Source organism: Rhodopirellula baltica SH 1 (genome assembly GCF_000196115.1).
In the GTDB taxonomy this organism is placed as follows: domain Bacteria; phylum Planctomycetota; class Planctomycetia; order Pirellulales; family Pirellulaceae; genus Rhodopirellula; species Rhodopirellula baltica.
The window spans coordinates 4,802,047-4,815,746 of sequence record NC_005027.1; the positions used below are offsets into that span (position 1 = coordinate 4,802,047).

General features: G+C 55.6%; 8 protein-coding genes. 7 read left to right on the top strand and 1 reads right to left on the bottom strand.

The annotated features are described in order from the left end of the window. The first annotated feature begins 4 nt into the window (after nucleotides 1-4). The 5 genes from RB_RS18435 to RB_RS28610 all read left to right on the top strand — a co-directional run bounded on the left by RB_RS18435 (nucleotide 5) and on the right by RB_RS28610 (nucleotide 6,942). The gene (locus tag RB_RS18435) at nucleotides 5-2,920 is read left to right on the top strand and encodes a TlpA family protein disulfide reductase (protein ID WP_231845770.1); all 2,916 of its coding nucleotides are present in this window, start codon (nucleotides 5-7) and stop codon (nucleotides 2,918-2,920) included. A 258-nt stretch (nucleotides 2,921-3,178) separates the two neighbouring features. Beyond that, nucleotides 3,179-3,760, top strand: coding sequence for a sigma-70 family RNA polymerase sigma factor (locus RB_RS18445; protein ID WP_007338439.1), 582 nt, complete (start codon nucleotides 3,179-3,181; stop codon nucleotides 3,758-3,760). After that, on the top strand, nucleotides 3,757-5,223 hold the full coding sequence (locus tag RB_RS18450) for a serine/threonine-protein kinase (protein ID WP_011122108.1): 1,467 nt from the start codon (nucleotides 3,757-3,759) through the stop codon (nucleotides 5,221-5,223). The genes RB_RS18445 and RB_RS18450 overlap by 4 nt, the downstream gene beginning before the upstream one ends. Before the next feature lie 216 nt (nucleotides 5,224-5,439). Beyond that, nucleotides 5,440-6,585 (top strand): hypothetical protein, encoded by a 1,146-nt coding sequence (locus RB_RS18455; protein ID WP_011122109.1) that lies wholly within the window; start codon nucleotides 5,440-5,442, stop codon nucleotides 6,583-6,585. A 159-nt stretch (nucleotides 6,586-6,744) separates the two neighbouring features. Then, a complete protein-coding gene (locus tag RB_RS28610; RefSeq protein ID WP_164922198.1) occupies nucleotides 6,745-6,942 on the top strand; it encodes a DUF1589 domain-containing protein in 198 nt (65 codons plus the stop codon). A gap of 374 nt (nucleotides 6,943-7,316) precedes the next feature. Here RB_RS28610 and RB_RS18465 read toward each other — a convergent pair whose 3' ends face one another. Further along, the gene (locus tag RB_RS18465) at nucleotides 7,317-8,669 is read right to left on the bottom strand and encodes a Gfo/Idh/MocA family protein (protein ID WP_164922199.1); all 1,353 of its coding nucleotides are present in this window, start codon (nucleotides 8,667-8,669) and stop codon (nucleotides 7,317-7,319) included. A gap of 149 nt (nucleotides 8,670-8,818) precedes the next feature. On the opposite strand from RB_RS18465, the gene RB_RS18470 reads away from it, so the two are divergent. Both RB_RS18470 and RB_RS18475 read left to right on the top strand, forming a co-directional pair. Continuing rightward, nucleotides 8,819-11,056, top strand: coding sequence for a M13 family metallopeptidase (locus tag RB_RS18470; RefSeq protein WP_164922200.1), 2,238 nt, complete (start codon nucleotides 8,819-8,821; stop codon nucleotides 11,054-11,056). Nucleotides 11,057-11,198: 142 nt separating this feature from the next. Beyond that, on the top strand, nucleotides 11,199-13,682 hold the full coding sequence (locus tag RB_RS18475) for a hypothetical protein (protein WP_011122115.1): 2,484 nt from the start codon (nucleotides 11,199-11,201) through the stop codon (nucleotides 13,680-13,682). The last annotated feature ends 18 nt before the right edge of the window (nucleotides 13,683-13,700 follow it).

Here is a 13,700-nt window from a genome sequence, read left to right on the forward strand (position 1 = left end):
TCGCATGAAACGACGAAACACCGCGGTGCTGATGTCCACACCTCTCCTTGGATGCCTTTTCAGCTTCCTGACCGCAACGCTATTCGCTTCCGGTCTGTTCGCAGATGAATTGCCTGGAATTTTGCGACTAAACAATGGCGATCATGTCCAAGGACAATTTTCGGCGTCAGACGTTAACGGTGATGACCAGGCTCCCGTGGTGAATTGGCAACACCACGATTTCGCGACGCCGTTTTCATTTCCATTTGCTTCTTTGGCGTCGGCCACCTTCCCGGCTCCATCGGCAATTGAAGCTACTAAAGGGCAATTCGCATTCGAACTGCTCAACGGCGACCGACTGTTTGGCAACATCATCGAAGTTGGCGACCCGTTGATTGTCACTCTCGCGGGAGATGAACCGTCGGAACTACCACTCGCGATGGTCCGACAGATCTTTCGATGGGACGACAGCCGCGCCGTGGTTTTCCAGGGTCCCGGCAGCCGCGATAATTGGGAATCAAGTGGCCAGCTCGAGAGCTGGACCGATGCGAATGGCACGCTGGAAACCAGCGCCACGATGGCAACCCTTTTTCGCGATTTGAACCTACCGCGAGTAGCCCGGGTTGAGCTGGACATCGCTTGGGAAGGAAAGCCCAACTTCGTGATCGCAGTGGGCGTCGACCCTCAATCCGCCGAGAACACTTGGGCGGATGCCTTTCATATCGAAGTTTGGGACGAAGACGTCGTCGCCGTTTGGGAAGACGGTTCGCTCGCAGGCGTTCAGTCAATCGCCAAACTGAAAGAACTCGGCAATCGATTGCAGGTGACATTGAAGATGGACCAAGCCAACCGACATGTGATGATCGAATCGATGCGTGGCGAAACGCTGACTCAGTACACCCTGCCGATCAAGCAACCACGCGTTGCTCGCACCGGGATTTACTTCCGGAACATTGACGGCGTCCTTCGCATTCGTTCCTTACAAGTCCTGCATGCAACCGACCTGAACCCCAACTCCCGTGATCGCGCGCAAGCAACCGAAGACTCGGAACGTTCCGGCATTGATACAGCGGTGCACTTGGTCAATGGTGATGCATTTCGAGGACGCTGGAAGGCGATCCAAGACAACCAGTGGTTGTTTGATGACGGCGAAGAAGAACGATTCGTTCCAGCCGACGAAATCTTGGTGATGGATTTTTTAAAGATAATTCCGAAAGGTGGTTTCGAACCACAGCAAACCAACGCTGATCACTTGCAAATCAGAACATTCGATGGAATGCGATTGAGCGGTCGCTTGCAACGAATCGACAAACTGGCCTTGCATGTCATCGCTGAAGCAACGCAAAGCGAAATGACAATTCCGATTCCAAGCATCGACACGATCGATTTTGAGCCATCAGAAACGGTCGTGCCATCACTTCGCGGGCAAATGCGGTTGGAACTAGAAGGAACGCGGCTCCATGGACGGTTGCTCGACGCAGAACCTGACAGTCATCCGACGCCGCTTCGGTTTGGACCATCCGACATCGCCGCGTCGACGATGCTTCCCAGTCTGCAAGGCAAATTGATACTGCGTCCAACCATCGAAACCACCAAATCGGCAACGGAACTGCGTATCGAGCGGCTAGCGAGACTTCGCGAAGCCGCACAACAACGAAATGGCTTGCCGGTCATTCGAAACCAAGTAATCGCTATCCAGCCCGTCGCGAAGCCTGGGGTTTGGAATGTGTTCAACAAAGCATTCAACCCAGCTGCAATCCAGAGGGCTGCCGTTGGAAAACCAATCTATTTGAAGACCGGTGAAGTCATTCCTGGCAAAGTGATTTCAATCGATGAAAACGAGGTCACTTTTGAATCTGGTATGACGCAGAAAACCAAGCTGCCTCGTGAACAGATCCGTGCTCTCCATCTGAATGGTGGCAATGCGAATTCGGTCGTTGACGAACAGGAACGCGAACGACTTCTGACCGTTCCCCGCAATCGAAAGAACAGTCCGCCAACCCATCTCCTGATTGCTCGCAACGGCGACATGATGCGTTGCCGACTAATCAGCCTGACTGAAGAAACTGCCGAAGTGGAATCGCGTTTGGAAACAATCACAATTCCTCGCAACGTCGTGTCGCAGATTATTTGGTTGAAACCGCCTATCAGAACAGAAGATGGAAACAACGCCGACACGGATGATGCCCCGGAAGTGCCGAACGCCGACGACGCAACGGGCGATGCCACCGTGCTGACCGTGCAAGGCAAGATGCACGATGGCAACCGATTATCCTTGGTCCCCGAGAGCGTCATCAACCAAACGTTGATCGGTGAAAACTTTTTCCTCGGACCCATCCGCCTGCCGCTGGCCAACTGCGAAGAATTGTATTTTGGCAAAATCGACGACCGCGATAACACCGATGATCCCCACGCGATTTGGCAGCTCGTCGATGCTCCTGAACCCATCATTGGCGACTCGGGTGGTGGCGACGACTCGCTGGCGGGCACGCGGTCTCCCTTGGTGGGCAACCCTGCTCCAGACTTCAAACTCAAAACACTCGACGGAGAACCGTTCCAAATCGCGGATCAAACCGGTCGCACGCTAGTCCTGGACTTCTGGGCGACCTGGTGTGGCCCGTGCCTGCAAGCCATGCCGGTGATCGAAGAAGCGGTTGCCGAATTTGATCCCGAACAAGTCCGCCTGGTCGCGGTCAACTTGCAGGAGAACGCGGAAGACATTCGCAACACACTCGACCGAATCGGCGTCAGCCCGGAAGTCGTGCTGGACATCGACGGTGTCGCGGCGGGACGCTACCAAGCCAACGCGATTCCTCAGACGGTCGTGATTGACGCGGAAGGCACCGTGACGCGAGTCTTCGTCGGCGGAGGATCGAAGCTGGGCGAACAATTGGCCGACGCGATTCGCGAAACACTGGGTGAACCGACGAAACAAAACTGAGTTCGCAAAAAACTTTTTCGACAGGCGTGAGATTCGCGGTCGGTGGAGGACTGTTCTTTTTAGGAACGGTCTTATCACAGAACTTATCAACAGCTTGTCGATTTAGTCGCGTTTCAGCAGTGAGCCGATGGGCGTTAGCCCCGGTTCGAGATACAGAAACCGGGGCTAACGCCCATCGGCTTGATCAACCAACGCGCCGCTCAGAGTGTTCGTGAATCGTCAATCAGCAGCGGCTTTTCTTTTCGGCGGTCCCCAGCCATGCACTCACCCGAAACACGACCGAGCCTGATCGTTCGATTGGGCGGTGCGGAAGACCAATCGGCTTGGTGGTCGTTTGTGGAAACGTACGAGCCCTTTCTCAAGCACCTGGTTGCCCGGCATGGAACGCCGCCATCGCACGTCGCCGACGTCACCCAGCAAGTCCTGATCTCGATCGCTCGCAGCATTGACGGATTTGCAGACGACGGCAAAGACGCCTCGTTCCGGCGTTGGGTCCACCGTGTCTCTCGCAACGTCGTCATCAAATACATGGCTCGCCAGCGGAAACAAATCACTGGGCAAGGCGGCACGGACGCACTGTTGCAACTCGACCAACAACCCGCCGTGGATGATCCCGTGTTGGAAGATCAATACCAACATGAATTGATTGTCTGGGCGGCCGAGAAAGTCCGCTCCGAATTTGCCCCCACTAGCTGGAAAGCGTTTTGGGCAACGATGATCGAAGGCCGACCGGTTGCGGAGATCGCTGGAGAGCTCGACGTCTCCGCCGGAAGCATTTACATGTCGCGTTCCCGCATCCTGCGTCGCATTCGTGTGGTTCTCGATGAGGTGGTGCAGTGAAAACCCAACACCCCAGCGACGACGTCTTGCGATTGGTGCTCGACGAACACGCCGACGCACAGACCGATGAAGACGTCACCTCGCACCTCGATGATTGCGAACTCTGTCAGAGCCGGATCGAGCGGTTTGCCGAGTCCTCCCACGCCATTCGTGAATCGCTAAGGCGTGAAACCATGTCGGGCAGCCTCGCGCTCGACACACCCAAGCTGGCCGAACCCACCGAGACCGCTTGGCTGGCCGATTTCGCGGTTTCGTTCCTGCAGCCAACCGACCAACCTGACGCCATTGGCAAACTCGGTGAGTTCGAAGTCCAGTCCGTGATCGGGCATGGCGGGATGGGGATTGTGCTGAAGGGTTTTCAGCCAGAACTGAATCGCCCGGTGGCCATCAAAGTCATGTCGCCGCACTTGGCCTCGATCGGAACGGCTCGCAAGCGTTTTCTTCGTGAGGCACAAGCGACCGCGGCGATCGTGCATCCCAACGTGATGCCCATTTTGTCTGTTAGTGAATCCGCCACCCTGCCCTACTTAGTGATGCCGTTTGTGGCGTGCCGGACACTGCAACAACGCATCGACACCGAGGGTCCGCTGCCGATCACCGATGTGCTGCGGATCGGTATCCAGGTCGCCGCAGCACTCGCTGCCGCCCATCGTCAAGGATTGGTGCATCGCGACGTAAAGCCCGCCAACATTCTGATCGAACCCGCCGTCGACCGAACGATGTTGACCGACTTTGGTTTGGCCCGGGCCGCCGATGATGTAACCGTCACACGCTCCGGCGTGATCGCTGGAACGCCGCAGTACATGTCACCTGAACAAGCACGTGGTGAATCGGTCGATGCTCGCAGCGATCTGTTTGCACTCGGGTGTGTTCTGTACGCGATGGCAACGGGACGTCCGCCCTTTCGTTCGGAAACCAGCTACGGAATCCTGCGCCGGATCACGGATCATCCTCATCGCCCGATGCGAGAAACCCAGGCGAGCGTTCCGATCTGGATGGAGCACTTGGTCGATCAATTGCTTCGCAAGGACGCACGAAATCGAATCAGCAGCGCCGAAGAAACGCAGCGTCTGCTGGAAGCCTGCTTGGCCCACGTGCAACAACCCAGCATCCCTCTTCCGAGCGAAGTGATGGCATCAAAAAGACCCCACATCCGTCTCGCGATTTTACTGACGGTTCTCGTCGCGGCTTCCATCCCGTTGGCGGCGATCAACCTTTGGGACCGATCGAGAACAACGAAACCGCCCGTCATTGTCACACGCCCCGCCAGTCATCCGTCCTCGACTCCGTCCAAAGCGGTTGGCCCCGACTTTGCTCTTGCGGCTCCGATTACTGAATCGGTGTGGACCGAACCGACGAAGAACGAATCCTCCTCGCTGACCGAGATCGATTCCCAACTGGAACTTATACAGAAGCAGATCGAATCGCTGCAACGAAGCCTCGAGGTCAAGGAATCACCTTAGGAGCTGTCCGAAACAAATTGCTGGATTCATTGGCCCAGCATCCGTTGATCGGTAGCGCAAGAGTCGAACAGTTACGCCCAACTGTTCCGTCGGACATTTCTCCACCGCCAAGTCTCGTCGTCCCCTATTCCATATTAGACCATTCGCATCTCGCTGCTCGAAGACACAAACTCATCACCATCGCCAGGTGAGACCTGGCCTACTCGGAGAATTCTTATGTGCACACGACTGAGTCTGCTGTTTGCAGTTGTCTTCTCATTGATGTCTGGCATCGCCAAGCCCACTCGATCGCTGCAGGCGCAAGGAGACATGGGGATGGGGATGGACATGGACATGGGAATGGGCATGGGGATGGACATGTATGGAGGAATGGACGGCAGGCCTAGACCCGCTCCGTCACCTTCCAACCTCCCTCTCAAGGTCACAATTCTTCTCGGTCCCGACTATGACTTTGAGACCAAACCCTTCATGACGGTCCAGGATGTCCTGAAGTGTTTCTCACCCCAACACCACGGCATGATGGGTGGTGGAATGGGAGGCGGCTCAGCCTCCGCCGTTCAGTATCGAAAACCCACTTCTGGTTTGATCGACTTGGACATGAAGCTCTCGATCCCCGACCAGCCCGAGCGGCACGTTATCGCTCGCATGCCGGAGGAATTGAAAGAAGAAGACGTCGATTCTTGGAAACGAAAGATCCGACTGAAAGCACTCCGGTTCGGTTTGAACCGCGTGACGTTCCTGCCCAGTGACTTCAGCATTCCCAAAGACCAAAGCAGCATTTGGTTGCAAGTCCCGGTTGGAAGTCAGACGACCTTGAAATCCAACATGGAACAACACGTCGCGATCGCGTTGGATTTGGCCGAGTCGTCCGAGACCAGCGGCCGACGCCCACGCATCGACCTGTTCTTCTCGCAAGAGCTGATGAACCGCAACCCGTTTGACCATCCTAACGGCGATCCGTTTGCCAGGGCCCCTTCTCCCGGCGCTCAACCTGATCCGTTCAGTGCTCCCCCCATCATCGATCCGTTTGCCGCTCCACCGGCCAACAAACCTGCTTCGATCCCAAAGGTTGTCGAAAAGACTCAGAGAATTCGCCAGCAGATCGCGAAAGAGTTCGAGAGTTTGAGCGACGCGGGCTTGGAGGAAGCATCCAGCGAAGATCAAACAAAAGCCAAAGAGCGAATCAAGAACATGTTCATCCAGTTGGAAGTCGAACAAATCCGAATGAAACAATTGCACATCCAGCAACTGGAAAAACAACTGCAACAGATCAGTGAATCCATCAAAGAACTCAGCCGTCCCGAAGCAGTCGAGCAGCGTATACAAAAGCAGTTGGAACTATTGGAGAACAAGCTGGAATAAAAGGGTTTTCAACCGACCATTCACTTGTAGGCCAGGTTGTACCTGGCGACCGCAATCGATCCTTTGGAACAAAGCGAGACGTGTGATTCAACGTCGCTCGCGAGCGTATCGTGGGCTAGCGTATCACCATCGCCAGGTGGAACCTGGCCTACGCTCTGAATGCACAACAACCGACGTCAACATGCTCTCGCCGCAACGTTCCAATCACGCCGTAGGCCATGTTCCACATGGCGCCCCGCCCGATGCTTTGGAACAAAGCGAGGCGTGATCGCCGCAGGTCATTCCAACGGCATGGTGAACGCCGCGGCCAGCGACCAGCGCCAGGTGGAACCTGGCCTACGCACAGGCATAACGTAGCCGGATTCGCCAAGAATTCGGTGGGCGACTTCGCGGTGACTCCGAATTCTGGCGAATCCGGCTACGACGTTTTACGGCGTGGGTAATTTCCATGGGACACGGTTTTCGTAGCGCAACCGACGTCATCATGCTCTCGCCGCAACGCTCCAATCACGCCGTAGGCCATGTTCCACATGGCGCCCCGTCCGATGCTTTGGTACAAAGCGAGGCGGGATCGCGGCAGGTCATGCCAACGGCATGGTGAACGCCGCAGCCAGCGACCAGCGCCAGGTGGAACCTGGCCTACGCACAGGAATCACGTAGCCGGATTCGCCAAGAATTCGGTGGGCGACTTCGCGGTGACTCCGAATTCTGGCGAATCCGGCTACGATGTTTTACACCGTGGGCAATTTCCATGGGGCACGGTATTCGTAATGCAACATCTCGTTGGCGGCTTCGTCGTTGGTGAACCGCTCCGCCTTTGCATCCCAATCCAATCGCTTGCCCAACGTTTGCGAAATGTTCGCCAGGTGACAAAACGTGGTGCTGCGATGACCGATCTCAATGTCAGCATGACAACGTTCACGCGACACCATGCAGTCCAAGAAGTTGCGAGCGTGATTGACGGTCAACACATGATTGTTGGAAACCTCCGAACGTGTCTCTGGCTTGGCAAAGTCTTCTTGCTTTGAAAACTGACCGCGTCGTTCAGGAAGGATCTCGTACTGACGCTCGGAAACGTATGCGGTTCCCTTGGTCCCGCGCAGTTCGATTTCGCCTGACGCGAGCGTTGGGTTCATGCTCGTTTCGTATTGTCCAAAAACCGCCAAACGTCCCGATGCGAATTGGAACGTCACTTCCATCGTGTCCGGGATCGTTCGGTCGTCGTCGACTCCAAAACGTCCGCCCATCGCACAAACACTCGACGGTGCCTCTTCGCCCAGGCACCAACGAATCGCGTCGAGGTAGTGCACTCCCCAGTTCCCCATTTGCGAACTGTAATCCTGCCACCAACGAAATTTGTACGGAGCGATGTTGTCTTGATAGGGTTGTTCGGCACGCGGGCCCACCCACATGTCCCAGTTCAGATGCGCAGGCGGCTTGGACGTGGGAAGTTTGCCGATGCCAGCGGGAGCCATGTTGCTGAGTCGATAGGCACGTGAGACGCAGACTTTTCCCAGCAAATCGTCCTGCACCCGCCCAGCCAATTCGTGATACAGCGGGCTGCTGCGGCGATGCGTGCCGACTTGCGTGACCCGGTTGAACTTGCGAGCGGCGTTGACCATCGCTCGTCCTTCGACGATCGTCGCCGACAATGGCTTTTCGACGTAAACGTCCTTGCCCGCTTGGCAGGCCTCAATCATTTGCAAGGCGTGCCAATGATCGGGACTGGCGATGACCACGGCATCCACGTCGGATCGTTCCAACAATTCACGATAGTCCCCGGTTTGAAAGACGCTGGCCCCCGCCGTTTCACTGGCCTTTTTCGCGGCCGCCGCCATCGCATTGGAATCCACATCGCACACGGCGACGGGTTGGCAATCCTCGTGCTCGGCGAAGGCTTTCATCAGTTGGCTGCCGCGGTTCGCGACTCCGATGAATCCCAGACCAACGCGATCGTTGGCTCCCGCCGCCCGAGCACGTGACAAGGCCGTTCCGGCCGAAAGCACGAATGTGGTCGCGGCAGTTTTCTGGAATCGACGACGAGAGACCGATTGCGACTCGGGCGTGGGGTGGGACTTTGGCATGATATCCTCGCAGAACAACGAAAGGCGGGAGAACAGGGGGGTCAGACATCTTACCCGGCCAAGGTGCACCAGTGTCGTATTTCGGCACCTGACACCAACCTAGTTTTGTGGGACGATGCCCCCGGAGACCAACCTCACGAACTGGCACTTTGCTGGAATCGTATTGGTCGTTTCTCCGCAGACTTCGCACCATCTCATTGATTCCCTTCAATCGACTCGTTTCGACAAAAGGATTGCTCGTGACCATTCGTTTGCTTCAACCAACTTCTCGCCGAGTTTCTCGGTGGAATCGCCTGCAGGGCTGCTTTGGAAATGCCCTGGCCGGTTTGCCCTCGCTCCGCATTCCTGCTGCGGGTTTGATCCTAATTGGCACCACATTGACGCCATCCTTTGTCTCAGCGGAGGCTCCCAGCAAAGCCAGCAAGCCCGAGGCCACCAAAGTTTCCGGCATCGATCAGTCTCTGTTCAGCACCACCGTCGAACCGGGCCAAAATTTCTACCTTCACGCCAACGAAGAGTGGCTCGAGAACACACCGATTCCGTCGGACAAATCCAACTATGGAATCTTCACGGTTTTGGATGACGCAACGCGGACGCAAGTCCGGACATTGATCGAGCAATCAGCCGAAGAGAAAGCCGAGAAGGGTACTCCGGCTCAAAAAGTCGGCGATCTGTATCGCAGCGTACTGGATCTCGAAAAACGCAACTCGATGGGACTCAAACCCATCCAACCCGTTTTGGACGTCGTCGAAGGGTTGAATTCAAAGGACGAACTGGGTGCCACGATCGGACAACTGTCACGCGTGGGAGTGGATACCCCCTTTGGTGCCTACGTCAGTGTCGATGCAAAGGCCAGCGACACCTACACGGTTTACTTGTCGCAATCCGGACTGACGCTCCCCGACCGAGACTATTACCTCGAAGACGACCCGCAATATGTTTCGGCTCGTGAAGCGTTGCAGGTCTATATCAAAGACATGCTGAACGCTTTGTCGGTCGAATCCGCCAAGGAGTTGGCCGAACAAGTCGTCGCCATCGAAACGGAACTGGCAAAGAACCAATGGACCAAGACCGAAAATCGTGATCCAGAAAAGACCTACAACAAGCTCACCTTGGGTGAAGTCGACGCAACCATCGAAGACTTCAACGTCCCCGCGATGACCAAGGCGATCGGCTTAGCCGACCAAGACGCGTTTGTCGTGCGTCAGCCCAGTTACATGGAATCGCTCAGCGATATTTTCGCGAACCACGATCTCGCGGCATGGAAGGCTTATTTCCAGTTTCACTCCATCGACGCTTACGCGTCGGTTTTGACCGAAGACCTGGAGCGACGCCACTTCGAATTTCACGACAAAACCATTTCGGGGATCGATGAGCAACAACCGATGTGGAAACGCGCGGTCGACTTGACCGGCAGCGTCTTGGGTGAAGTCGTCGGCCAGTTGTACGTCGAGAAGCACTTCGCCCCCGAGGCCAAACGTCGCATGAACGAATTGGTCGAAAACCTCAAACGTGCCTTCGCTGAACGCATTGAATCTCGCGAATGGATGAGTGAGGGAACCAAGAAGCAAGCCCTCACGAAGCTTGGCAAGTTCCACACCAAAATCGGATACCCCGATGAGTGGAAGGACTACACCAAACTCGAGATCACCGATGAATCACCCGCGACCAATCTGATCGCAGCATCGATTTTCGAAACCGAGCGTCAACTCGCCAAATTGGGTGGACCGATTGATCGCAATGAATGGCACATGACGCCTCAGACGATCAACGCTTACTACAACCCGACGATGAACGAGATCGTTTTTCCGGCTGCGATCCTGCAACCACCGTTTTTCAATCTGGCCGCCGACGATGCGGTCAACTACGGCGGGATTGGTGCGGTCATCGGCCACGAACTTTCGCACGGCTTTGATGACAAAGGCAGCAAGTACGATGGCGACGGAAACCTCGTGAACTGGTGGACGCCGAAAGATCGCGAAGAATTTGAGAAGCGAGCTTCGGGGTTGGTCGACCAATACAACGAGTTCAAACCGTTCGAAGACATGAACGTCAACGGCGAACTGACGCTGGGTGAAAACATCGGCGACCTGGGCGGCTTGAGTGTCGCTTACGAAGCTTATCGTTTGTCACTCGAAGGCGAATCGGCCAAGGTCATCGATAATTTGACTGGCGATCAGCGATTCTTCCTCGGATGGGCCCAGATTTGGCGTCGTTTGTATCGGGAACCAGAACTGCGGAAACGTTTGATCACCGATCCACACAGCCCCAGCGAGTACCGAGTCAACGGAATTGTCCGAAACATGGACGCTTGGTACACGGCATTTCGAATCGACGAAACCGATCCGCTGTACATCGCACCAGACGAACGCATTCGGATCTGGTAGAGAATTTGCCCCGCGGTTGGCTCGCACATGATCGTTGCGAGCCACCGCCTGAGGGTGACGAACCAGCCAGACTGCTTCGTCCTCCCATCTTAACAATCCTTTTGAGCAATCGGCCACCGATTCGCCACGGGGTGCTTGCCCCATGGGTGAGCTCTCGATTCAACTCACCTTGACCAGTAAATTCCCGTGGGGATACCCTCTGCGGTTTGAATTGCAACCATTTTGTTTTTTGGACCCAACGATGAGCAGCAGCCCGTTCGAGATTTTTCGACGCAACCTTAAGCCACTGATGGTCTTGTTGACTTTGTTGGCATTGTTCGCGTTCGTCGTCTTGCCTGCGCTGGACACTTACCTGCGACGCGGAGGCGGATCCAATTCGGACCCGGTCGTCGCTGAATATGACGGCGTCACGCTGACACAAAGCCGGGTCGCTCGCACGACCCAGCAGCACCGTGCCGTTGTCGGGTTCTTGAGCGATTTAGGCCAAGAAACCATCCGTCGCGGCGGTGTGCCTCAGGTCCCTGGTTTCCAATACGACCAAGAATCGGGCCAAATTCAATCGATCGGCATCGACGCCAATCCGAGCGAAGAAGCCACCATCAACACGATGCGGTTCTACAGCGAAGCCAAAAAGGCTGGCTTCCAGCTGGACGACACGATGGTTCGTACCTGGCTCAGCCGTTACACCGATGGATTGCTCAGCGACAACGAAATCGGTTCGATGCTGATGCAATTCACGAAGAATCAAATGGGTCCCATTCAACTATACGAACAGTTGCGAATGCACTTGTTGGCGGATTTGTACCAACGAAGTGCCATGGTTGGATTGATGAACGGTCGTCTGCCCGTTTCGACGCCGCTGGCTCAATGGCGCAACTTCCTGAAAACCAACCAATCGGCAACCATCAACGCATACGGCGTATTGGTCGAAGAATACATCGATCAAACCGATGAATCGCCCTCGAAGTCACAAATCACCGAGGTCTATGAAGCCGGCAAAGACTTGTTGGCCTACCCGAACGACCAAGACCCGGAACCAAAATTCCGCCGCCCTGATTCGGCCAAGATCGAATACCTCGTTGCGGACTTGAATGAGTTCGTCGAACGCGAAAAAGCGAAGCTGAGCGACGAACAGATCCGCGCCGAATACGAGCGTCGATTGGCTGGCGGTGATTTCCAATTGCCCGTCGAAGAAGCAGAGGAAGCCGCGAACGAACTCGAAGCGATGGAAACCGAAGCCGCTGCGGAAGAAAACGCCGAGCCCGCGGAAGAGGCTCCCGCTGCCGAAACGGAAGAACCAGCCGCGGAAGAAATGACGGAGGAAGCCGCTGAAGCGGAAACCGAAACCGAGCCCGCTAGCGAAGAGACCAGCGAGCCATCGACTGAGGAAACGCCGGCTGAGGAAACTTCCACCGAAGAAACCTCCACAGAAGATTCTCCTTCCGAGGAAAACGCCGAAGAACCTGCGGCCGAAGACAGCTCGATGATTCGTTCTCGTGACGAAGCCGTTCAATTGGTCGCGTTGCAAGAAGACGACGATGCCGACAACGAAGCGGCTGACGCGGAAGAAACCAACGCGGAAGCCGCCGATGATGACATGGAACTCGGCGACGGATTGGATCTGGGCGATGAACCAGCCGAAACCAAACCACAACCATTCGAAGACGTGCGTGATCAGATCGCGACCGAAATGGTTTCCGAAACTGCCCGCCAGAAACTCGACCAAACCATCACTGAGGTGTACGGTTTGATGCGAGACTACTTCAGCGAAATGGCTGTTCACGAAGGCAATGTTGCCGTCGGTGTGTCGGATGAAAGCGACGCTCCCAAACGCCCCGACTTGAAAGCGATCGCAGATCAAAAAGGCTTGGGTTACGGCACGACCGGCTTGGTCAATCGTGTTTCCATCGGCGATGATCCGATCGGTGAATCCTACGGATTGGGACAATCACTTCAACGTCGTGGTGCACCTTACTACGCGATGATGTTTGGTGCCGCGATGCAAGATGGCTCGAGTATCCCATCTCAACCCGAGTTCTCACCTCAGCGTTCGGTCGACTTGGAAAACGCTAAGAGCTACGTCTCTTGGAAGACTGAAGACATCGAAGCTTACACACCAGAACTGGAAGAAGTTCGCGACGAAGTCATCCTGGCGATCCGAACTCAAGAAGCTCGGAACTTGGCACAGAAAGCCGCGGAAGGCATCGCAGAAGCGATTGGCCAAGGCAAGAAGCTTGCCGACGCGATTCCAAAGGGGAAAGAAGCCAACTTGCACACCGACTTGGGTCCATTCACTTGGCTCAACATGGTTGGCATGATGCAAACCTCCCTGGGCAACGTCCCAGAACTAAACGCGGTCGGAAACGAGTTCATGCAATCGGTGTTCAGCACCGAAGTGGGCAGCGTCAAAGTCGCCCCCAATGCACCACAGTCGGTTTACTACGTCGTGCAACCCATCGAATTCCAACCCGAAGTGGAACAGCTCCGTGAGCAATTCAGCCAGCCGCAACAGCGGTTCATGGCTCAGCTCATCGGTGACGACGGAGCGACCAACATCATTCGCGGATTCTTCGAAACGGTGAATGAGCGAACCGGTTTCGAGATGAAAGTCGGCGACGATCGCTGAACTGGGTTCTGACATCCG